The sequence below is a fragment of the Labrenzia sp. C1B70 genome, from assembly GCF_000475395.1.
In the GTDB taxonomy this organism is placed as follows: domain Bacteria; phylum Pseudomonadota; class Alphaproteobacteria; order Rhizobiales; family Stappiaceae; genus Roseibium; species Roseibium algicola.
The window spans coordinates 76,220-96,662 of the sequence record NZ_AXCE01000002.1; the positions used below are offsets into that span (position 1 = coordinate 76,220).

Below are 20,443 nucleotides of genomic sequence, written 5' to 3' on the forward strand. Positions count from 1 at the left end.
AACAGGAGGCGGCAATGTCCAAACATGACGCAGCAGACGACCTGGAGAACGCCGCTGGTGCCGGTGTCCAGGCGCTTATCGAACGGCTGAAGTCCGAAGGCGTGGCCGCGGGCCAGTCGGAGGGGGATGCCATCCTGGCCAAGGCCAGGGAAAAGGCGGAAACCATCGTTGAGGAAGCAAGGCAGAAGGCGGACAGCCTGCTGGCTGATGCAAGAGCGGAAGCAGCCAGGGAAAAGGCGGCGACGGAAGACGGGCTGAAGGTTGCCGCGCGCGATCTTGTCCTCAGCCTGCGCAACGAGCTGGGCGACCGCATTCAGCAGGAAGCCGGCCGGCTGGTGGCAACCACACTTGCCGACCAGGAATTCCTGAAAAACCTCATTCTGGCGATGGCCGCCAACGCAAAGGACAATGCGTCGGTCGACGACGCTGAGCCGATGGAGATCGTCCTGCCGGAGAAGGTCGTCACCTTCGAGGAGTTGAAGCAATCGCCCGAGGCGGTCGAGCCGGGAACCCTCACCCACTTCGTGATCGCGCTTGCGGGCGAAGTGTTGCGGCAAGGGGTCACCTTCTCCACCGCACCGGGCTTTGACGGTATCAAGGTGAAGTTGACCGACAGGGACGTTTCCATCGATCTGACCGAAGAAGCGATCGCGACACTGTTGAAGCGGCACCTGCAACCGCGCCTCAGAGCGGTGATGGAAGGGGTGCTGCGCTGACATGAGCCGGCCGCACCAATATATCGCGCTGGTGTCCAGCCTGCCCCATCTTGGCAAGCTGTTCTCGCGCAAGGACGTGCCGATCTCGGGGTTCCGCTTGAAGCAGCGGCTGTCAATGCTGGAGCCCGCGCATGCGAGCCTGCTGCGCGAGATGGTAGAGGTGACGGCCTGGGCCGGTGTTGCCGGTTATGATCGCGACATCGATGTGATCCGGCGGGCAAACAAGGTTCTTGCCGATCTGGCTGCCTATCCGGATCTGCAACATCTTGTCGGGGCACGCATGGAAACGCGGACGCTGATTGCAGCGCTGCGTCGACGCCGGGATGGACAGGAAAGCGCCGGAGATATCGAGAACTGGGGCTTCGGCCGCTGGTGCGCACAGGTCAAGGCCAACTGGAGCGACCCGGCCTTTGGGCTCGGCCATTTCATGCCGTGGGTGGGCGAGGCTCACCAACTGATGCGGGCGGGCGATCACATCGCCATGGAACGTCTTGTCCTCACCCAGGTCTTCCGACAGATGGGCCATTACGGCAACCTGCATGAATTCGATTTCGAGGCCGTTGCGATCTACGTGCTGCGCTGGGTGATCGTGGAACGCTGGTCGCGCTACAACGAGGCCGATGCACGTGCCCGGCTGGCCACGCTCGTGGCGTCAGCCCTTGACGGCAAGACGGATGACGGCAGTCAAGCCGGCCGGCCGGATCTTTTCTCAGACTTCACTTCTGCCCTTGAGGGAGCCCCTTCATGACGAGCCATGTTCAGTTGCCCGAACCGACCGCGGAAATCGTCGCCGTGCAGGACGATCTCGTCACACTGTCGCCTCTCGGCTCTGCCCCTCTCATCAAGAACGAGGTGGTCTATATTATCCCCCATGGTCCCGAACGTGATGGCAAGCCGCGGGAATATCTGAAGGCCGAAGTGCTGCGCGTGCGCGGAAAGTCCGCTGAAGCACAGGTGTTCGAAAGCACTGCGGGCGTGCGCGTCGGTGACAAGGTGATCCAGAGCGGCGAGATGCTGTCGGTTGCTCTCGGACCGGGCCTGCTCAGCACGGTTTTTGACGGCTTGCAGAACCCGCTGGCCGATATTGCGGCCGAGCACGGCTTCTTCCTGCCGCGCGGGGTGCTCACCAATGCTCTCGACCAGAACCGCAAATGGTCGTTTGAACCCAAGGTGAAATCCGGTGACGTGGTCAAAGCCGGGGAAACGCTCGGCACGGTTCCGGAAGGCAGGTTCGAGCACCGGATCATGGTTCCCTTCGTTACGACGGGTTCCTGGACAGTGGACCGGATACGCGAAGGAACGTTCACCATCAACGAGGTGGTGGCAACGCTCAAGAACGATCGCGGCGAAACCCGCGACCTGACCATGGTCCAGCATTGGCCGGTTCGCCGGGCGATCCCGGAGGGGCTGGTCAAGGCCGGTCAGAGCGAGCGGCTTTATCCAAGCGAGCCGCTGATCACCACCTTGCGCCTGATCGACACGTTCTTTCCCATCGCCCGTGGCGGTATGGGCTGCATTCCGGGTCCCTTCGGCGCGGGCAAGACGGTGCTGCAATCGCTGATTTCGCGTTTCTCGGCGGTCAATATCGTGATCGTGGTTGCCTGCGGCGAGCGTGCCGGCGAGGTGGTCGAAACGATCACCGAGTTCCCGCACCAGCCGGACCCCTCCGGAGACGGCACGCTCATGGATCGTACGGTCATCATCTGCAACACGTCTTCAATGCCTGTGGCGGCGCGCGAGGCCTCGATCTACACCGGCATTACCCTTGGCGAATATTACCGGCAGATGGGCTATGACGTGCTTTTGATCGCCGACAGTACTTCCCGCTGGGCCCAGGCCATGCGTGAGACCTCCGGCCGGCTGGAGGAAATTCCGGGAGAAGAAGCGTTTCCCGCCTATCTCGACAGCGCCATCAAGGGCATCTACGAACGCGCTGGCGTGTTGCGGACCGCCAGCGGCGAGACCGGCAGTCTCACAATGATCGGCACGGTGTCTCCGGCCGGCGGCAATTTTGAGGAACCGGTCACCCAGTCGACCCTCGGCACGGTCAAGACTTTCCTGGGCCTCTCGTCCGAACGGGCCTACAAGCGCTTCTATCCGGCGGTCGACCCGCTGCTGTCCTGGTCTCGGTATCACATTCAGCTCAACGACTGGTACCAGAACAATATCGGCCCGGACTGGGTTCCCCGCGTTTCGGAGATGATTGAACTCCTTCGCAAGGGTGACGAGATTACCCGCATGATGCAGGTGACAGGCGAAGAGGGCGTCTCGACCGACGATTTCATCCTTCAGCAGAAGGCGCTGTTCCTCGACATGGTCTACCTGCAGCAGGATGCCTTTGACGATGTCGACGTGTCGGCGCCGCTCAAGCGCCAGCAGGAAACCTTCGATCTCGTCTACCGGATCGCCCGCACCGACTTTGCCTTTGACGACAAGGAAGCCGTCCGCAAGTTCTTCACCGAACAGACATCGCTCTTCAAGAACCTCAACTACGCCGCCGACGGCAGTCCGGACCGCAAGGAACTGCTGGAGAAGATAAAGGCCAATGTCAGCGCTGCCCCGACACATGTGACGGGGTGATCGCCGTGTATTGCGGGTGAGTAAGCCCCGGGCTTCGCGCTGTCCGCCCGGGGTGACGCTCTGGAAACGCACTTGGTTCTGAAGCTATTCCTGGTCCTCGAACACGCTCAGGATCTCTTCCAGCGGCTTCTTGATCTTGGCGACAGCCGGTACCGTGGCGTCTTCCGCGGGATGGCCGACGGCCAGGATCATGACCGGCTTTTCCGCTTCCGGGCGGTTCAGGATCCCGTTGAGGAATTTCATCGGGTTGGGCGTGTGCGTCAGGGTTGAAAGCCCCGCATGGTGAAGTGCGGTGATCAGGAGGCCGGTGGCGATGCCGACACTTTCGGGCACGTAGTAGTGCTTGTAGCGGGTGCCGTCGTCGAAGGTGCCCCAGCGCTGCGCGAAAATCACGATCAGCCAGGGGGCGATGTCCAGATGCGGCTTGTCCGCGTCGGTGCCGATGGGCTCCAGTGCCTTGATCCATTCGTCGCCCGCGCCGCCATCATAGAACTTGCGTTCTTCCTCCTCGGCAGCCAGGCGGATCTTGTGCTTCAGGTCGGCATTGGAAATCGCCACGAAATGCCACGGCTGGTGATTGGCGCCGCTCGGGGCGGTACCGGCAGCGCGGATGCAGGCTTCGATGATCGAACGGTCCACAGGACGGTCCGAGAAATGGCGAACCGTATGGCGGGTCCGCACATCGTCATAAAAGTCCTGTGCACGGGCCAGCATTTCCTTATCGTCGTAAATTCGCCGATCCGGCAGCGGCAACGGTTGGTAATCCAGGGCTGATTTGGAAATCATGTTTTTTGTCCATTTGCATTGCCGACCGGCGGATTCGCAAGGAATCCGGGCCGCGCAATCTCCTCCCACTATGCACCGTTAAGTATGGATCGACTGACCGGGCGTCAGGCAACTAAAAATCCGATCCACCGGCTTCACAACTTGAACCAAGCCCGCCTATGCTCGTCTTTGAAACGCCAAATGGCCTTGATGAAAAAATAACCTTGACCAGTGACATGGCACCTTTCTAGATTTTCTTGACCAATTGGTCAGCACTGTTCGTTGAGAAGGCAAAATGCCCCGGCGTCCGGATGCGGCCAAACAGCCGGAAGAGGATCAGGCGGCCGGGAACCGCTCCGAGGTCCGCACCGGTTAGGGTTCGAAGTTCCAGAGAAGGGTGAGTCCGACAGCGGCTCGCCCATAACCAGTAGGGGAATGGCAATGAAGGCATTGAAAAGTCTGGCGCTCGCGTCTGTCCTGGGCGCAAGCCTGGTGTCAGGTGCGGCCAACGCCGCGGACGAGCTGACACTGCAGCTTAAGTGGGTCACACAGGGCCAGTTTGCCGGCTATTACGTGGCCAAGGACAAGGGCTTTTACGACGAAGAAGGCCTGGACGTGACGATCAAGCCGGGCGGTCCGGACATTGCGCCGCCGCAGGTTATCGCCGGTGGCGGAGCCGACGTGATCATCGACTGGATGCCGTCCGCCCTGGCATCGCGCGAAAAGGGTGTGCCGCTTGTCAACATCGCACAGCCGTTCAAGAAGTCCGGCATGATGCTGACCTGCCTGAAGGAAACCGGCATCACCTCGCCGGAAGACTTCAAGGGCCGGACACTCGGCGTCTGGTTCTTCGGTAACGAATATCCGTTCCTGTCCTGGATGAGCCAGCTCGGCATTCCAACCGACGGTGGCGACGAAGGCGTGACCGTTCTGAAGCAGGGCTTCAACGTCGATCCGCTGCTGCAGAAGCAGGCTGACTGCATTTCCACCATGACCTACAACGAATATTGGCAGGTCATCGATGCCGGCATTCCGGAAGAAGACCTGATCGTCTTCAAATACGAAGACCAGGGTGTCGCCACGCTGGAAGACGGTCTCTACGTTCTGGAATCCAGCCTGGACGACCCGGCAATGGTCGACAAGCTCGCCCGCTTCGTGAAAGCCTCCATGAAGGGCTGGGCCTATTCCGCCGAAAACCCGGAAGAAGCTGCTGAAATCGTTCTGGAAAACGACGCCACTGGCGCGCAGACAGAAAAGCATCAGATCCGCATGGTCGGCGAAATCAACAAGCTGGTTGATGGATCTGACGGCAAACTGGACATGTCTGCCTATGAGCGCACCGTGAAGTCCCTCCTGTCCGGCGGGTCCGACCCGGTCATCACCAAGGAGCCGGAAGGCGCTACAACAACGGTCGTCACCGACAAGATGTAACGTCAATCGGGCAGCCGGGGCGGAAATCGTTCCGGCTGCCTTTGCCTGATGCCTGCCAAGGCACTAAAAATTAAAGGTTTGAACCCAGACTGCTTCGCTGACAAAAGCTTGGGATTTTGAAAGCGAAATGCGCGATCTGTCTGGAAAAACAGACAAATTCGACCTGGTTCATTCCGCGGCGGAGACAGTGTCCGACGAACCGCGCCGGATGACCGCGAGCGTTTTCGGCATTTCTTCCAGCCTCGTCATCATTTTGATGTTCTGCGCGGTGATTTTTTCTTTCGGCGCCGTGCTGTTCAAGGTGCTGGTCGCGGAGCGCGAAGCTGCGATGCGGGAGACCAAATCGGTCGCGCGTGTCTTCCAGAACCACAAGCAGTTGCTGCTACGCGAAATGGAGCGTTACGCCGCTTCCAACGCCGCCTATCAGAATATCGATACCAATCTGTCGCCCGACTGGATCAGGACCCGGTTCGGCGTCGATATGGCCCTGGATTTCGCCCACGACTACACGGTGCTTTTCGGTCCGGGCGGCAAGGTCCTCTTTTCTTCCAACTTCCACGGCAAGGAGAGAGCGGAAGACTTTTCCAAGAGCGTCCAGACGGGCATTACCGGCACGCTGGACAGCATACGCGGGAATTACGTCGAGGCTCTGGTCCGGTCAGAACCAGGCGAAGTCCGCTTCACCGGGACTTTGGCCGACATTTCGGCCATAGACATCGTCGAGATCAACGACCATCCCTTCATCGTCGCGGCCTTTGCGATCGTACCGGATCCCGGTGGGATCGAAATGTCCTTCGGGCCGCCGAACGTTCTCGTCAACGCATTCGAGATCGATGCGGCGCATCTCAGCAATCTTCTGTCCAGCCTCGCCCTCGACAATCTGAAATTCGCTTCGGAAATTCCCGACGGAATGATCGGCACCCCGGTTCAGAACGGATCCGGCACGGTGCTTGGTTATCTCGCCTGGTATCCGATGAGCCAGTCGTCGGGGATCATCCTGTCTTCGATACCGGTTCTCCTGCTGTCGCTCGGGGTCATTCTGACGGTAGCCCTGATAGCCCTCCGGCAGAATGCCAACGCCAGGGCACGGCTTGCAGCCCGTGAACAGGAAGCCCGTTACGCCGCCAATCACGATTCCCTGACAGGCTTTGTCACACGCGGATACTTCCACGCCACAGCCACGAAAAGACTGGCGCTGAGCAAGGATCAGCAGCGTGGCGCCTGGATCATTTATCTCGACGTCGACAACCTCAAGCAGGTGAATGACATCTACGGGCACACCGTGGGCGACAGCCTGGTGGTCGCTCAGGCCGAACGCATCAGATCGGTGCTCGGCCCGTTCGACCTGGTCGCGCGCAGCGGTGGCGATGAATTCCTGATCCTGACGGAGCGTTGGGAAACGCCGGAGCAAGCCGTGGAGGAAGCGGGCAAGCTGTTTGAAAAGCTGCGGCAGCCGTTCGACTATGAAGGCAAGCGCATTGAAACGTCCGTAAGCGCGGGTATCGCCCGCTTCCCGGACCACGGCCAGACACTGACAGGCCTTGTTCGCGCTGCCGATATCGCCCTGCAGCGCTGCAAGATGGAGCAGAAAAGCTCGTTCCGGATTTACGACGAGCGGATGGACGACCTTCTGCGCGAACGGCGCGAGATCCGTGTGGATCTTGATTCAGCCCTGCGTGAAGAGCAATTCGACCTGTTCTATCAGCCGATCGTCGACGCCCGGTCGGGCGAACTGGCCTTCTATGAAGCCCTGATCCGCTGGCGGCATCCAAGCCGCGGCCTGGTGCCGCCGGTGATGTTCCTGCCGGTTGCCCAGGATGCTGGACTGATGCCTGTGATCGGTGCCTGGGTGCTGGAGCGGGCGCTTCACGATGCAGGCAGCTGGATGCAGACCGGCGTGTCGGTCAATGTCTGCACAAGCCAGATCCAGGCCGCAGGTTTCGCTGACAAGGTCGAGGCACTGCTGCAGAAATACGACTTTCCTCCGGAAAGGCTTGTTCTCGAAATCACCGAGGACCTGATGCTGGAGGAAAGCGCGCAGACGCGGAACACCATTCTCAAGCTGCGCGATCTTGGCGTCGGGCTTGCCATTGACGACTTCGGCACCGGATTTTCCAGCCTGAACTACCTGCACAAGTATCGCTTCGACAAGATGAAGATCGACCGCAGTTTCGTGTCGCGTATCGGCGAGGACGAGGAAGCGGACATGGTCATCCGCTCCATGCTGAGCCTTGCCCGGGTAATGGGCATGCAAAGTGTCGGCGAAGGGGTCGAGACGGAAGCACAGCGCGACTTCCTGGTGGAGGCGGGTTGCGAGTTCCTGCAGGGCTATCTCTTCGACAGGCCGCTGCCGTTCAACGAGTTGATGCCGCCTGATCCTTTGTCGCAGATGGAAGGCATCCGTCGAGCCGGCGGTTGATCTGCCTGCTTGCGGCAATCCCCATCAAGGTTCCCTCGACTGAAAAGCGAACAAAAAAACGCGGGCAAGGGAGGATCCTGCCCGCGTTGAAGGTGACCGCCGGAGCTTTGCCTATTCGGCTGCTTCCTTGACGGCCATCGGGTTGTTCGGGTGCGTCGTCCAGTTGGCGTAGTCTTTTTCGACGGGCTTCTTGGTGCGCGGATCGATGCTGCCGGCCTCCATGGGTTCCATGGTGATGCAGCCTTCGATCGGGCAGACATTGACGCACAGGTTGCAGCCGACGCATTCCTCGTCGATCACCTCGAACTTGCGAACGCCGTCCACCATGTTGGTGATTGCCTGGTGGGACGTGTCCTCACAGGCGATGTGGCAGCGACCGCATTCGATGCAAAGATCCTGATCGATCTTGGCCTTGGCGATGTAGTTGAGGTTGAGGTACTGCCAGTCGGACACATTCGGCACCGCGCTGCCGACAAACTGGTCGACGGACGTATAGCCCTTGGTGTCCATCCAGTCGCTGAGGCCTTCGATCATGTCCTCGACAACCCGGAAGCCATAGGTCATTGCGGCCGTGCAGACCTGCACAGAGCCTGCGCCAAGCGCCATGAACTCGGCCGCGTCACGCCAGGTGGTCACGCCGCCGATGCCGGAAATCGGCAATCCGTGGGTCACCGGGTCGCGGGCGATTTCGGCGACCATGTTGAGTGCAATCGGCTTTACGGCCGGGCCGCAATAGCCGCCGTGCGCACCCTTGCCGTCGACAGAGGGGGACGGCGACATGATGTCGAGGTCGACACCCATGATCGAGTTGATGGTGTTGATCAGCGAAACAGCATCAGCACCACCCGCCTTGGCGGCCTGCGCCGGCTTGCGGACATCGGTGATATTCGGCGTCAGCTTCACGATGCAGGGCATGCGCGAATGCTGCTTCACCCAGCGGGTGACCATCTCGATGTATTCCGGCACCTGGCCGACGGCGGAGCCCATGCCGCGTTCGCTCATGCCGTGCGGGCAACCGAAGTTCAGTTCGACACCGTCGGCTTCGGTTTCTTCGACGCGGCGGAGGATGTCGATCCAGTTCTGCTCCTCGCAGGGCACCATCAGCGAGACGACGAGCGCCCGGTCCGGCCAGTCGCGCTTCACCTGCTTGATCTCGCGCAGGTTCACTTCCAGCGGACGGTCGGTGATCAGTTCGATGTTGTTGAGGCCGATCAGCTGCCGGTCCTTGCCATGGATCGCGCCATAGCGCGGACCGTTGACGTTGACCACCGCCGGATCTTCCCCAAGCGTCTTCCACACGACGCCACCCCAGCCGGCCTTGAAGGCCCGGACGACGTTATATTCCTTGTCCGTCGGCGGCGCGGATGCCAGCCAGAACGGGTTCGGCGATTTGATGCCGATAAAATCAGTACGCAAGTCAGCCATGGTGGCTCTCCCTCAAATCGGTGGCGCCGAGCGCGTCAGCTGCTGCCGGGCGCTCAGGTCCCAGTCGCTCAGGTTTCAGGCGCGCAAGTCTCAGGCGGTCAGGGCAGCGTTAATGCTCTCGGCGGCAATCTTGCCATCCTCGACAGCGGCAACCGTGAGGTCTTCACCGCCCAGCACGCAGTCACCGCCCGCCCATACATCGGCAAGGCTGGTCTTGCGGTCCGCATCAACCACGATGCGACCCTTTTCAAGGGACAGCGCATCGCCGAGATCCGCTTGCACCAGGGTCTGGCCAACGGCCTTGAACACCATGTCCGCAGGCAGGGTGATGACTTCGCCTGTACCGGTCAGGGAACCATTCTGCTCCTGGGTCCGCTCCAGTTCAATCGCGGTAATCGCACCGTTTTCACCGACAAGGCCCTTCGGCTGGGCCCAGGTCATGATCCGGACGCCGCTGGTCTGGGCCAGCTGCTGTTCGTATTCGGAGGCGTTCATCCGGTCCTGACCGCGGCGATAGGCGATCGTGACGTCTTCGGCGCCCAGCAGTTTGGTCTGGACCGCAATGTCGACCGCAGTCATGCCGCCGCCGATCACCACGATGCGCCGACCAACCGGAAGCTGGGAAAGATCCTTCGACTGACGCAGGTCGGCAATGTAGTCGACGGCATCGATCGAGCCGCTCTTGTCTTCGCCTTCAAGGCCAAGCGCATTGACGCCGCCAAGACCGATGCCGAGGAACACGGCATCATATTCGGCACGCAGGGTCGCAAGATCCAGATTGGTGCCGAGGCGCATGCCGGTCCGGACTTCGATACCGCCGATGGACAGGATGAAATCCACTTCCCGCGCGGCAAAGTCGTCGACCGACTTGTAGGAGGCGATACCGTATTCGTTGAGGCCGCCGGCCTTTTCACGGGCATCGAACAGGGTGACGTCGTGACCGTGCACCGCCAGCCGGTGGGCGCAGGAAAGACCCGCAGGTCCGGCCCCGACGACGGCAACCTTCTTGCCGGTTGCAGCAGCGCGCGTGAACGGCGTCGAGCTGAACTCCGACATGAAGTGATCAGTCGAATACCGCTGCAACTCGCCGATCTTCACCGGCTTGCCTTCGGCAACTTCGCGCACGCAGACCTGTTCACACAGTGTCTCGGTCGGGCAGACGCGGGCACACATGCCGCCCAGAATGTTCTGGGCGAAAATGGTCTTCGCGGCCCCGGTCGGGTTCCCGGTCGAGATCTGGCGAATGAACTGCGGAATGTCGATGCTGGTCGGGCATGCCTGCATGCAAGGGGCGTCGTAGCAGAAGTAGCAACGGTCGGCTTCGACCTGCGCTTCGTGCTGGTCCAGCAGCGGGTGCAGGTCGCTGAAATTCTCAGCGTATGCGTCCTCAGGCAAGCGCCCGGCGGCAATGTCCGGGCCGGCTTTGGTCTGGGTCATGGAGATCTCCGGAAGGTTGGCGATCGTTTTCAAGGTGGCTTCCTTCGTTTGATGAGGAGGCTCAGGAATGCATTGGAAGAAAATTTGAACAGTTAGTCAAATTTTTTTTGGAATGATTAAAAACTTGAGGGAAAAAATCAGCAATAAAATTACCGGAAAAACAGCATCTTAACGCAAAAAAGGCGCTGTGATGAAATTTGCGCCATGGCGCAAAATCCGGCCTGACAGCTGCCTGTCACGGTGTATTGGCGGGGAAAACAGGACAGATCAACGCGCACGCACGCCGAAGAGCTCCGGCGCACCTGTGTGCACCGGAGTTAAAGCGGCCGCCAGGCAAACTGGTAGCGTTGGTTCCGGAACCGTGTCCGGTTAGTGCGAGTGGTGTGACAGGCGCAGGGGCGCTGTCTGACGGGGGCTTTGAACCCGTCCGGCCACATTCTGGAACGCGAGCACAAGACTGACTGCAACAAGAGTCGCAGGCCACAAGATCGATGTGACCAGAACTCCCAGCAGCCGCTTTGGTGTGCTCAGTCCGCTATCAAGCAATTCCGCAGACGACAGGATCAGAAACACCAGCGTAACGGCGCCATAGAGGACGGCTCCCATGAAGAACAGGAGATACATGTCGGTTACCCACCTTACATTTTACCCAATGCCGCATCCCGAGCCTCAATGCGGCGTCCTACCTCGCACATCACAAGGCAAATCTTTGGTGTAAATGTGGCCGTTTCGCTTCTGGGTAGGCATAGGTGCGCCCAAACTTTCGCCATCCGGGTCGGGCGGGTTAACCCGGAATGCAGCGCATCTCCTTGGGGAACTCCCGCTAACTGCATGGTTAACAAAAGGTTTCCGGATTTGCAGTGGTGGGAAAATGACCGGTTTTAGCCTGTTTTCGGAACCCTGAGCCTGTGGACATGTTTGTGGACAGAAAAGGAAAATATTTTTCGATTGAGTGCAAAGTGGCGGACGGATGTCGCCATATTTTGCTCCGGGTCGGTAAAGGGCTTGAAACCCACTGCGCACAAAAAGGCAGCGGGCTGAAGACATAATGATGCTTTTCAAGTGTCGCCGACTTGCCTACGCCAAACAGGAACGCATCACGGCAACAGAGTTGGGGCAGCGCCGATGGCCAAGCATTTCTTCTGGAACGAATTGAATGCCTCGGATTTTGCGGCGCTTGATCCCGAGCGAACCATCGCAATCCTGCCGACCGCCTCGACCGAGCAACATGGCCCGCATCTGCCGATCGCGACCGATGTCGCAATCGCCCAGGGAATGCTTGCCGAAACGCGCAAACAGCTGCCCGAAGATCTCGATATCCTGGTGTTGCCTGTGCAGGAAATCGGCAAGGCGAACGAACATGTCTACGGCCCGGGAACATTGTCTCTCGGGGCTGAGTTGCTGATCCCCGTCTGGACCGCCATTGGCCAGAAAGTGTCGGAAGCCGGCATTCGCAAGATGGTGATCGTCAATTCCCATGGCGGCAACACTGACATCATCAGCATCGTCTCGCGCGAACTGCGCGTGCGTTACGAAATGGCTGTTCTGGTGACGCATTGGGGTCGGTTCGGTCATCCGGAGGGCATGATTTCCGCTCACGAGTCCAAATTCGGTATTCATGGCGGCGAGGTCGAAACGTCCTTGATGCTGCATTTCCGGCCTGAACTGGTGCGCATGGACAAGGCCGAGAACTTCATCTCAAAAGCCGAAGAGATGCTGGAAAACTCCAAATACATCCAGCCGACGCCGCCCCATGCCCTGGCCTGGATCGCCCATGATCTCAACCCGGCCGGCGTCGTTGGAGATGCCTCCAGGGGGACGGCGGAAAAAGGAGCGGTGATCAGTGCTCATCAGGCCGCCGGTTTCATTGAGATGCTGCGTGACTTCACAGCCTATTCGCTGACCAACCTGTATAAGCCATAACGATCTTCGGATCTTAAACGGGCAGATTGCCTTCCCGTTGCAATTCCTCCACCTGAGCAACGAGTTCCTGCAGCAGGAATTCGACGAACAGGCTCGTTGCCGCGTCCATCGAGGCTCGCGCCCGAGTAAACAGCTTCATCGGCTGGTGATGTGTCCGGGCAACGTTCAGCGGTCGGAAAACAAGCTCGCCCCGCCGGCATTCGGCCAGAACGTCCAGCGGATTGAGCAGGCTGATGCCGATGCCGCGCCGGACAAGCTGGCGAACCGTTTCCGAGGAGTTCGTTTCCAGGATCGGCTCCACCGGGATCGGCACGGACGACAGTACCAGATTGATCACGTCCCGCAGGCTGGTTCCTGATTGGGCCAGCACCAGACGCTCCTGAACCACATCCACGAGATCGACCGGCCCGGTTTCCTGCGCCAGTTTGTGTCCGGGCGGAACCACCGCACCAATGGGAATGTCGAAGGTGGCCAGCGTCCGCAGGCCCGGCGTCGCGGCAATGTTGAAACCGAGGCCGATGTCGACTTCGCCTGTCAGGACCGGATTGATCGTCGTCGTGCCGCCGTCACTGCGCAGCTTGATGTGAACGCGCGGGTTTTTCTCGATGAACTTCGCGATGATTTCCGACAGCGGTCCCGAGGCGAGGCCGACGGTCGTCACCAGCGAAACCTGGCCGGCCTGCGGCATTTTCAGCGCCCGGATCCGGGTCTCTAGCCTGGCATAGTCTTTCAGAACGCCGCGGATATGTTCAACGCACAGCTCTCCTGCCGCGGTAAGCCGCAGCCCGCGCGGCAGGCGCTCGAACAGGGGAACGCCGAATTCCTCTTCCAGGGCAAGGATTTGCCGGTTGATGGCGGAGGACGACACATTCAGCCGATCAGCTGCCTTCCGAATGGAACCGCAGCGCGCGATCTCATCCAGGTAAAGCAGCTTGCGGGAGTGGAGCAGGGCCAAGAAGTGCCTCCTTTTTGTGCATGCGGCACAATTGATCGTCAGAAAAGATGGCGATGACAATAAGGCATCGCTGCAGGCGAATTTTGATGCTTTTCAACGTGCGCTGCAAGGGATCAAATATTTTCGGAAATGTGCGGTTTCACGGTAGTTTTGTTTTACTGGAGGGTACGAAATGACAGTTTTCCCATCTGCGAAGACGCTTCTCGCAGCGGTTCTTCTCACCGGAACCGCCACTCACCAGGCATTGGCGCTGGATGAGGTGAGCTACGGCACCAACTGGCTTGCGCAGGCGGAACACGGCGGGTTTTACCAGGCCGTTGCCGATGGCACCTACGAGAAATACGGCCTGAAGGTCACGATCGCGCCGGGCGGCCCGCAGGCTGCCAACGATGCGCTGCTGATTTCCGGCAAGATCGATTTTTACATGGGCGGGACGCTGAAGGGCTTCGACTACGTCAAGGAAGGCATTCCGCTCATCAACGTCGCCAGCATCTTCCAGAAGGATCCGCAGATCCTCGTGGCGCATCCCGATCAGGGCATCGACAAGTTCACCGACCTTGCCAAGCTTGAAACCATCTACATGGGCAAGGACGGCTACGTCACCTATTTCGAGTGGATGAAGAAGAACTTCGAAGGCTTCTCCGACGCCCAGTTCAAGCCCTACACCTTCAACCCGGCTCCTTTCATCGTCGATCCCAAGTCCGCGCAGCAGGGCTATCTGACCTCCGAGCCGTATGAAATCGAAAACCAGGCGGGTTGGGCACCGAAAGTGTTCCTTCTGGCCGATGAAGGCTGGACGCCCTACTCGACCATGATCACTACCTCCAAGGCGCTGGTCGAGGAAAACCCGGATCTGGTGCAGCGTTTCGTCGATGCTTCCATCGAGGGCTGGTACAACTACCTGTATGGCGACAACGCCGCGGCAAACGAGTTGATCAAGAAAGACAACCCGGAAATGACCGACGGTCAGCTCGCCTATTCCCTTGCGAAGATGAAGGAATACGGCATCGTGGATTCCGGCGACACGGAAGAGAAGGGCATCGGTTGCATGACCGACGAGCATTTCAAGGCGTTCTTCGATACGCTGGCCTCGATCGCCGTCGTGGATGCCTCTCTTGACTACAAGCAGTCCTACACCACGGACTTCGTCTGCAAGGGCGTCGGCCTCGACCTGAAGAAGTAAGGCCGGTTTGGCAAATACATTCCGCTTCGCGCCACGGCGTGCGAAGCGGCCGCCTCCAGATGCAGAGTTGAGCATGGTCATCGCCGAACAGGGCAGCGCAGAAACGAAGACGCCGTCGGCCCGCAGTGTGAAATCGTCCCGCCCGCTGGTGGCGATGGATAATGTTTCGAAGGTATTCTCCAACGGGACGCTGGCCCTGTCCGGCATGTCCATGACGGTCCGGCCCGGAGAGTTCATAAGTTTGCTGGGGCCGTCCGGTTGCGGCAAGTCGACCGCGCTCAGGATCATCGCCGGCCTTGGCGGCGTATCGGAAGGCGAAATCGACTGGCCGAGTTTCCGCATCAACTCCATAGGGCTGCCTGACGGCGACATCAGCTTCGTGTTTCAGGAACCGACGCTGATGCCCTGGCAGACCGTCTTCGGCAATGTCTACCTTCCCCTGCGCCTCAAGGGCGTCTCGAAGAAAGCGGCATCGGAACGGATCATGACCGCGCTGGAAAGCGTAGGTCTGAAGGACTTCGCCGATGCCTATCCGCGCGAACTTTCCGGCGGCATGAAGATGCGGGTCTCCATTGCGCGTGCACTGGTAACCGAGCCCAAGCTGCTGTTGATGGACGAACCCTTCGCCGCCCTTGACGAGATCACACGCCAAAAGCTGAATGACGATGTGCTGGCGCTCTGGAAGGCGACCGGCATCACGGTGATCTTCGTGACCCATTCCGTCTATGAATCCGCCTATCTGGCAAACCGGATCGTGGTGATGAAAGCCCGGCCGGGCCGCGTGCACTCGGACTTTCCCCTGCACACCAGTCTGGAGCGGGATGCGCAGTACCGTACCTCCGAGGAGTACAGGCAGGCCTGCGCGGAAGTCTCCGCCATGCTGTCGGAAGCCATGGGAGGCGAGGAGCACTGATGACCGCACCAGCAAACGAAACACTGGCCCCCGCCGACGTTCTGCAGGAACCAGACCGCGAAGCGCAGGTCTCGCGCAAAAGGCCGGCATCAGCAGCCAAGCTGCCGACAAAGGAAAGCGCTGCCGCTGCCAAGCGGCGGGAGCGTATCCTGACGGTTCTGGTGCCGATCTTCGTCATCGCAGGCTTGATCGCGCTCTGGCAGGTCATGGTCACCGTGAATGACATTCCGCACTACATTCTTCCCGGCCCGGGACTGGTGGTGAATTCGCTGATGTCCGACTGGCACATCCTGCTGCCCGCCCTTTGGGTGACGACCAAGATCACGCTTGCCTCCCTTGCGCTGGCGTTGATCGGCGGTGGCGGCATGGCGATCCTGCTTGTGCAGTCCCGCTGGATCGAGACGGCGCTCTATCCGATCACCGTTATCCTGCAGGTCACGCCGATCATTGCGATCGCGCCGCTGATCCTGATCTATGCTCCGTCGACACAGGCAGCGCTTCTGATCTGTGCGTTTGTGGTCGCCTTCTTCCCGATCCTGTCCAACATGGTGCAGGGCCTGAAAAGCGTGGATCACAACCTCCTGAACCTGTTTGAACTTTATGGCGCCTCGCGCTGGCAGACGCTGATCTATCTGAAGCTGCCGGCTTCCCTGCCGTATTTCATGACCGGCCTTCGCATCGGTGGCGGTCTTGCGTTGATTGCGGCGGTCGTTGCCGAATTTGCGGCCGGATCGGCCGGTGCAGGCTCGGGACTTGCCTTCCGCCTTCTGGAATCCCAGTTCCGGCTCAATATTTCACGTCTGTTCGCAGCGCTGTTCCTGCTTGCCAGCCTGGGTGTGCTGATCTTCGCTTTGACGTCCTTCATCTCCTGGTGGACACTGCATCGCTGGCACGAAAGCAGCCTGAAGCGGGAAAACTGATGACACTCGACCTTCCCAAAACCGGCCGGTTCGCGCTGCGCACCGCAACCCTGCCCGCCGCAGTTACGCCGGGGTCGGCGCTCCCTGCGCGCGAGGGCCTGTCGTCGGCCGATCTGATCATTTCAGACGGGCGCATTGAGGCCCTCCTACCGGCTGGGACAGCCCCCGCGGACATCGAAAGCGTTGATCTGCAAAGGCGCATGGTCTGGCCCTGCTTTGCCGACATGCACACCCATATCGACAAGGGCCATATCTGGGACCGGCAACCCAACCCGACCGGCGATTTCGACGGTGCACTTGCCGCCGTCAGGGCCGACCGGGAAGCAAACTGGACGGCCAGGGACGTTGAAACGCGCATGGACTTCTCCCTGCGCTGTGCCTATGCGCACGGGACCAGCCTCCTGCGCACCCATCTCGACAGCCTGGCACCGCAGCACCGGATTTCCTTCGAGGTGTTCGCCGACATGCGCGAACGCTGGAAAGACCGGATCGCCCTGCAGGCTGCCGCCCTGTTTCCGATCGATGCCATCGATGACGACGCCTATTTTTCCGACCTGGTGGAGGTCGTCGTGGCAAACGGTGGGCTGCTTGGCGGCGTGACCTTCCCGTTGCCGGATCTAGACCGCAGGCTGGATATCCTGTTTCGCACGGCTGCGGACAACGGCCTCAATATCGACCTGCATGTTGATGAGACCCAGGATGCCAACGTCCTGACGCTGCTTGCTATTGCGGAAGCCAAGCTGCGCAACGGGTTCGAAGGCGCGGTCACGGTCGGCCATTGCTGTTCCCTGGCGCGCCAGGACGACGACAAGGCCAAGGCGACAATCGACAAGGTGCGGGAGGCAGGCCTCTCCGTCGTTTCCCTGCCGATGTGCAACATGTATCTGCAGGACCGGCACCCGGGCCGCACGCCACGGTCGCGTGGCGTCACACTGCTGCACGAACTGCGGGCCGCAGGCGTGCCGGTGGCCGTTTCATCGGACAATACCCGCGATCCTTTCTACGCCTATGGCGATCTCGACATGGTGGAAGTATTCCGCGAGGCCGTCCGCATTGCGCATCTGGACCACCCGCTCGATGATGCGGCCAAGGTGGTCACCAGCCTTCCGGCCGACATCCTGCAAGTTCCCGAAGCCGGGCGGATTGCCGAGGGGCTGGGCGCCGATCTCGTCATCTTCAACGCTCGAAGCTGGAGCGAATTTCTGTCCCGTCCGCAGGCGGACCGCATCGTGATGCGGAATGGCATGGGCATCGACCGTCGCCTGCCGGATTATTCTGAACTTGACCCGCTGACGAAAGGCTGACCATGGCCGATTACGAGACAATCAAGGCTGAACTTGATGGCATTGCGGTTGAGGACAATCCGCGTCTGGTTCAGGCCAAGAGCCGTGACTTTTATTGGTATTCGCCGGTCCTCAAGGCCCAGCTCGACAATGTCACCGGAGATCTTCTGGTCTCGCCGAAAAATGAAGCCGAAGTCATAAAGGTTCTGAAAACGGCATTTGCGCACGGTGTGCCGGTCACGCCGCGTGGTGCGGGCACGGGCAACTATGGCCAGGCGATGCCACTGTCCGGCGGCATCGTGCTTGATATGTCGAAAATGGACGAGGTCAAGGAAATCGCATCGGGCCGGGTCGTCTGCGGTCCGGGCATCGTCATCGCAAAGCTCGACAAGATTACAAAAGAACATTCGGGCCAGGAACTGCGCTTCCATCCTTCAACCGCGCAAACCGCGACCATCGGCGGCTTCATCGCTGGTGGCTCCGGCGGTGTCGGTTCGGTTCACTGGGGCGGACTGCGCGATCTCGGCAACATCCTGCGCCTGCGCATCGTGACCATGGAAGCCGAACCCAGGGTGATCGAGCTGTCCACCTGGGACCTGCAGAAGGTCAGTCATGCCTATGGCACCAACGGCATCATCACCGAAGTCGAAATGCCGCTGACAACGGCCCATGACTGGGTGGACGTGATCGTTGGCCACGAAACCTTCATGGACGCGGTCGTCTTTTCCGACAAGCTGGCGCGCAGCAACGGTATTCTGCTGAAGGAAGTCGCCCCGATTGCTGCACCCATACCGTTCGATTTCTTCACGCGGCACAAGCCCTGGCTGAAGGAAGGCGAGGCGGTCACCGTGCTGATGGTGGCGCCGCATTCCATGTCGGCAATGCTTGCGCTTGCAGAACGGATGAAGGGCGAAGTGCGCTTCCGGTCGGACGAAGTGGAAAGCATGAAGGGCATTCCGCATGTCTATGAGCTTGCCTGGAACCACACGACGCTGCGGGCGCTGAAATTCGACAGTTCCTTCACCTACCTGCAGACGCAGTATCCGGGCCCGAACCACGTGGAGCTTGTGCGCAAGACCACCGAAATGTTCCCGGGCGAGATCTTCGGACACCTGGAGTTCCTGCGGTTCGATGGTCAGGTCCAATGCTCCGGCCTACCCCTGATCCGCTACACGACGGAAGAACGGCTGGACGAGATCATCAGGCTGCATGAGGAAAACGGTTGCCGGGTGTTCAACCCGCATCGCTACACCCTTGAAGAAGGCGGCATGAAACAGACCGACCAGGTTCAGCTCGCCTTCAAGAAGGAGACGGACCCGGAGGGATTGCTCAATCCGGGCAAGATGATCGCCTGGGACAATCCGGACTTCGACTTCAATTCCGGCCAGAACTATCTTTTCCCGGGCCTTCAGGCCTTTGCCGAGGCCTGATCAGATGCGCGTACTTGTTCTCCATTCCCACCCGCAGGAGCACAGTTTCGGCCGGGCGCTCTATCACAAGACCTGTGAAAGCCTGGCGAAGGCCGGGCATGAGGTCGACGGCTGCAATCTCTATGAGGAAGGGTTCGACCCCGTCCTCTCCGCCCGCGACAGGGACATCTATCACACGGTCCCCGACAACCGGGAATTGGTCGACAATTACTGCGAGCGCCTGCTGGCGGCGGAAGGTCTGGTCATCTGCACGCCGGTCTGGAACTTCGGTTTTCCCGCGATGCTGAAAGGTTACTTCGATCGTGTCTGGCTGCCAGGCGTTTCGTTTCATCTGGAAGACGGCACCTTGACGCCGACCTTGCGCCATATCCGCAAGATGGCGGCCGTCATGACCTATGGCGGCAGCCGGTGGCGGGCGTTTCTGGTTGGCGATCCGCCGCGCAAGGTGGTCAATCGGGTCATCCGGGCACAGATCAAGATCGGCGCACCGGTGAAATATCTGGCCCATTACGACATGAACAACTGCACCCCGGCCTCGACCGGTGCCTTTCTGGAGAAGGTCGGCAAGGAGATGGAGCGGTTCTGACACCGCTCCAGGCTGGCTGGGCTAGAAAACCTTCGCCGCGGTCACTTCCACTTCCACCAGAAACTCCGGACGCGTGAAGCCACCAACCACCAACAGGGTCGAGACCGGTTTCAGCGCTCCGGTGTAGCGGTCGCGGACAGCCATATAGTCCGCGAAATCTTCCCGCCGCGTGACGAAGCCGGAAATGCGGATGACGTCTTCGAAGCTCATGTCCGCTTCCTTCAGGATCGCGGCGATGGCCTCGAAGCAAACTTCGGCCTGACCGGTCACGTCCGGCGGAATCGTATCGTCCGGCCGGATACCGAGCTGGCCGGAGGTCACCAGCAGGCTGGCGCCGGGTGGCACGTAAAGGCCGTGATTGTACTGCCCGAAGGGTGTTCGAACGGAAGGAGGATTGAAGGATTTCTTGTCGGTTGGACCGGCCATGAGCCCAGGTTCTCCAGAAATTGCATCTTGTCATGCATGTTCCGGTATAAG

Annotated in this window: 18 protein-coding genes; 12 read left to right on the top strand and 6 right to left on the bottom strand. The window is 60.1% G+C overall.

What is annotated here, in order from left to right:
• Positions 1-14 precede the first annotated feature (14 nt).
• Genes Q666_RS35085 through Q666_RS35095 form a run of 3 tightly spaced genes read left to right on the top strand, consistent with a single transcriptional unit; the run spans position 15 to position 3,296 of the window.
• A complete protein-coding gene (locus Q666_RS35085; protein ID WP_022999271.1) occupies positions 15-716 on the top strand; it encodes an ATP synthase subunit E in 702 nt (233 codons plus the stop codon).
• A gap of 1 nt (position 717) precedes the next feature.
• Positions 718-1,464, top strand: coding sequence for a hypothetical protein (locus Q666_RS35090; RefSeq protein ID WP_022999270.1), 747 nt, complete (start codon positions 718-720; stop codon positions 1,462-1,464).
• Positions 1,461-3,296: a V-type ATP synthase subunit A gene (locus tag Q666_RS35095; RefSeq protein WP_022999269.1), complete on the top strand. Its 1,836-nt coding sequence runs from the start codon at positions 1,461-1,463 to the stop codon at positions 3,294-3,296. Before Q666_RS35090 ends, Q666_RS35095 begins: the two co-directional genes overlap by 4 nt.
• A gap of 84 nt (positions 3,297-3,380) precedes the next feature.
• On the opposite strand, the gene Q666_RS35100 is transcribed toward Q666_RS35095, so the two are convergent.
• On the bottom strand, positions 3,381-4,082 hold the full coding sequence (locus Q666_RS35100; protein WP_022999268.1) for a nitroreductase family protein: 702 nt from the start codon (positions 4,080-4,082) through the stop codon (positions 3,381-3,383).
• Between the two features lie 414 nt (positions 4,083-4,496).
• On the opposite strand from Q666_RS35100, the gene Q666_RS35105 reads away from it, so the two are divergent.
• Together Q666_RS35105 and Q666_RS35110 are read left to right on the top strand one after the other, a co-directional pair.
• Positions 4,497-5,492 carry an ABC transporter substrate-binding protein gene (locus Q666_RS35105; RefSeq protein WP_023014426.1) on the top strand — a complete coding sequence of 332 codons (996 nt, stop codon included), beginning with the start codon at positions 4,497-4,499 and terminating at the stop codon, positions 5,490-5,492.
• Positions 5,493-5,619: 127 nt separating this feature from the next.
• Entirely contained in the window at positions 5,620-7,911 is a 2,292-nt protein-coding gene (locus tag Q666_RS35110; protein ID WP_022999266.1) for an EAL domain-containing protein, read from the top strand.
• Positions 7,912-8,022: 111 nt separating this feature from the next.
• Here Q666_RS35110 and preA read toward each other — a convergent pair whose 3' ends face one another.
• The 3 genes from preA to Q666_RS35125 form a co-directional block, all read right to left on the bottom strand.
• Positions 8,023-9,336: an NAD-dependent dihydropyrimidine dehydrogenase subunit PreA gene (gene preA / locus Q666_RS35115; protein WP_022999265.1), complete on the bottom strand. Its 1,314-nt coding sequence runs from the start codon at positions 9,334-9,336 to the stop codon at positions 8,023-8,025.
• 90 nt (positions 9,337-9,426) lie between these two features.
• Positions 9,427-10,773, bottom strand: coding sequence for an NAD(P)-dependent oxidoreductase (locus Q666_RS35120; RefSeq protein ID WP_031268749.1), 1,347 nt, complete (start codon positions 10,771-10,773; stop codon positions 9,427-9,429).
• 369 nt (positions 10,774-11,142) lie between these two features.
• Positions 11,143-11,397 carry a hypothetical protein gene (locus tag Q666_RS35125; protein ID WP_022999263.1) on the bottom strand — a complete coding sequence of 85 codons (255 nt, stop codon included), beginning with the start codon at positions 11,395-11,397 and terminating at the stop codon, positions 11,143-11,145.
• 501 nt (positions 11,398-11,898) lie between these two features.
• Between Q666_RS35125 and Q666_RS35130 the strand changes: the two genes are divergently transcribed.
• On the top strand, positions 11,899-12,696 hold the full coding sequence (locus tag Q666_RS35130) for a creatininase family protein (RefSeq protein WP_022999262.1): 798 nt from the start codon (positions 11,899-11,901) through the stop codon (positions 12,694-12,696).
• Between the two features lie 13 nt (positions 12,697-12,709).
• On the opposite strand, the gene Q666_RS35135 is transcribed toward Q666_RS35130, so the two are convergent.
• A complete protein-coding gene (locus tag Q666_RS35135) occupies positions 12,710-13,645 on the bottom strand; it encodes a LysR family transcriptional regulator (protein WP_031268748.1) in 936 nt (311 codons plus the stop codon).
• Positions 13,646-13,823: 178 nt separating this feature from the next.
• Here Q666_RS35135 and Q666_RS35140 point away from each other — a divergent pair, with 178 nt between their 5' ends.
• The 6 genes from Q666_RS35140 (at position 13,824) to Q666_RS35165 (ending at position 19,966) form a co-directional block, all read left to right on the top strand.
• Positions 13,824-14,834, top strand: a complete 1,011-nt coding sequence (locus Q666_RS35140) for an ABC transporter substrate-binding protein (RefSeq protein ID WP_022999260.1) — start codon at positions 13,824-13,826, stop codon at positions 14,832-14,834.
• Between the two features lie 154 nt (positions 14,835-14,988).
• On the top strand, positions 14,989-15,747 hold the full coding sequence (locus Q666_RS35145; protein ID WP_208993828.1) for an ABC transporter ATP-binding protein: 759 nt from the start codon (positions 14,989-14,991) through the stop codon (positions 15,745-15,747).
• Positions 15,747-16,667, top strand: coding sequence for an ABC transporter permease (locus tag Q666_RS35150; protein ID WP_022999258.1), 921 nt, complete (start codon positions 15,747-15,749; stop codon positions 16,665-16,667). The genes Q666_RS35145 and Q666_RS35150 overlap by 1 nt, the downstream gene beginning before the upstream one ends.
• Positions 16,667-17,971: a cytosine deaminase gene (locus Q666_RS35155; protein ID WP_022999257.1), complete on the top strand. Its 1,305-nt coding sequence runs from the start codon at positions 16,667-16,669 to the stop codon at positions 17,969-17,971. The genes Q666_RS35150 and Q666_RS35155 overlap by 1 nt, the downstream gene beginning before the upstream one ends.
• Before the next feature lie 2 nt (positions 17,972-17,973).
• Positions 17,974-19,380 (top strand): FAD-binding oxidoreductase, encoded by a 1,407-nt coding sequence (locus tag Q666_RS35160; RefSeq protein ID WP_022999256.1) that lies wholly within the window; start codon positions 17,974-17,976, stop codon positions 19,378-19,380.
• Between the two features lie 4 nt (positions 19,381-19,384).
• Positions 19,385-19,966: an NAD(P)H-dependent oxidoreductase gene (locus Q666_RS35165; RefSeq protein WP_022999255.1), complete on the top strand. Its 582-nt coding sequence runs from the start codon at positions 19,385-19,387 to the stop codon at positions 19,964-19,966.
• A 21-nt stretch (positions 19,967-19,987) separates the two neighbouring features.
• On the opposite strand, the gene Q666_RS35170 is transcribed toward Q666_RS35165, so the two are convergent.
• Positions 19,988-20,392, bottom strand: a complete 405-nt coding sequence (locus tag Q666_RS35170) for a Rid family hydrolase (RefSeq protein WP_022999254.1) — start codon at positions 20,390-20,392, stop codon at positions 19,988-19,990.
• Positions 20,393-20,443: the final 51 nt, after the last annotated feature.

Excerpts from the sequence above, each read along its gene's own strand:
- Q666_RS35085 (WP_022999271.1), top strand. The coding sequence starts at position 15 with ATGTCCAAACATGACGCAGCAGACGACCTGGAGAACGCCGCTGGTGCC.
- Q666_RS35090 (WP_022999270.1), top strand. The coding sequence starts at position 718 with ATGAGCCGGCCGCACCAATATATCGCGCTGGTGTCCAGCCTGCCCCAT.
- Q666_RS35095 (WP_022999269.1), top strand. The coding sequence starts at position 1,461 with ATGACGAGCCATGTTCAGTTGCCCGAACCGACCGCGGAAATCGTCGCC.
- Q666_RS35100 (WP_022999268.1), bottom strand. The coding sequence starts at position 4,082 with ATGATTTCCAAATCAGCCCTGGATTACCAACCGTTGCCGCTGCCGGAT.
- Q666_RS35105 (WP_023014426.1), top strand. The coding sequence starts at position 4,497 with ATGGCAATGAAGGCATTGAAAAGTCTGGCGCTCGCGTCTGTCCTGGGC.
- Q666_RS35110 (WP_022999266.1), top strand. The coding sequence starts at position 5,620 with ATGCGCGATCTGTCTGGAAAAACAGACAAATTCGACCTGGTTCATTCC.
- preA (WP_022999265.1), bottom strand. The coding sequence starts at position 9,336 with ATGGCTGACTTGCGTACTGATTTTATCGGCATCAAATCGCCGAACCCG.
- Q666_RS35120 (WP_031268749.1), bottom strand. The coding sequence starts at position 10,773 with ATGACCCAGACCAAAGCCGGCCCGGACATTGCCGCCGGGCGCTTGCCT.
- Q666_RS35125 (WP_022999263.1), bottom strand. The coding sequence starts at position 11,397 with ATGTATCTCCTGTTCTTCATGGGAGCCGTCCTCTATGGCGCCGTTACG.
- Q666_RS35130 (WP_022999262.1), top strand. The coding sequence starts at position 11,899 with ATGGCCAAGCATTTCTTCTGGAACGAATTGAATGCCTCGGATTTTGCG.
- Q666_RS35140 (WP_022999260.1), top strand. The coding sequence starts at position 13,824 with ATGACAGTTTTCCCATCTGCGAAGACGCTTCTCGCAGCGGTTCTTCTC.
- Q666_RS35145 (WP_208993828.1), top strand. The coding sequence starts at position 14,989 with ATGGATAATGTTTCGAAGGTATTCTCCAACGGGACGCTGGCCCTGTCC.
- Q666_RS35150 (WP_022999258.1), top strand. The coding sequence starts at position 15,747 with ATGACCGCACCAGCAAACGAAACACTGGCCCCCGCCGACGTTCTGCAG.
- Q666_RS35155 (WP_022999257.1), top strand. The coding sequence starts at position 16,667 with ATGACACTCGACCTTCCCAAAACCGGCCGGTTCGCGCTGCGCACCGCA.
- Q666_RS35160 (WP_022999256.1), top strand. The coding sequence starts at position 17,974 with ATGGCCGATTACGAGACAATCAAGGCTGAACTTGATGGCATTGCGGTT.
- Q666_RS35165 (WP_022999255.1), top strand. The coding sequence starts at position 19,385 with ATGCGCGTACTTGTTCTCCATTCCCACCCGCAGGAGCACAGTTTCGGC.
- Q666_RS35170 (WP_022999254.1), bottom strand. The coding sequence starts at position 20,392 with ATGGCCGGTCCAACCGACAAGAAATCCTTCAATCCTCCTTCCGTTCGA.